General features: G+C 68.8%; 1 protein-coding gene. It reads left to right on the forward strand.

Annotated elements, in window-relative coordinates; translation table 11 throughout:
* On the forward strand, window positions 1-301 hold a 301-nt coding region (locus NBW84_RS16460; RefSeq protein WP_250285624.1), incomplete at its 5' end, for a hypothetical protein.
* Between the last annotated feature and the right edge of the window lie 320 nt (window positions 302-621).

Consider the following 621-nt stretch of genomic DNA (forward strand, 5'->3'; position numbering starts at 1 on the left):
CCGTCCATACCATGTCTACGACTACGACGGGGAGCATCTGGGCTCGTTCGCGACGTGGGACGCCGCGCACGACTGGGCCCACCTGCAGGCGGCGCTGGGCGGGGTACTCGCGCCCCTGGAGGTCGAGGACCGCCGCAACCGGGTCGGCCGGCGGCTGTGGGCGGAACGCTGTGAGTCCACCCGTTGGCAACAGGCCAGGCAGGACTATGACATCGACGACATCGGCAGCATTCACGGATGTGTCACGAGAAGTCCTGCCATGCTCGCACTTGCCCCACCTCAACAGCGACGCCCCGTCTGACCTCGTTCATCCGTACCCGGCCCATCCGTACCCGGACATCACCGCGGTGATGCCCAGCCCATCCGGCTGAACAGCTCCACGACGTCATCCACCGGCCATCCATCCGACCGGCGAAAGGCCCCGCGCCCGGGTGCGGATGCCCGCGCGAGGCAGTCAGGCATCACGAACCACACCCACCACGAACCAGCGGCCAGCCATCGCAGGCGCCCTCGGCACGGCCGACGCGGCAGGCATTCATACGGGGCACTAAGCTGACCTACGCTGATCGGGGCAGGTCGCCCGCGCCGGAACCGACGTCTGTCGGGCGGTCACCACAGCCG

The organism is Protofrankia sp. CiP1_Cm_nod2 (assembly GCF_920664355.1).
Taxonomy (GTDB): domain Bacteria; phylum Actinomycetota; class Actinomycetes; order Frankiales; family Frankiaceae; genus Protofrankia.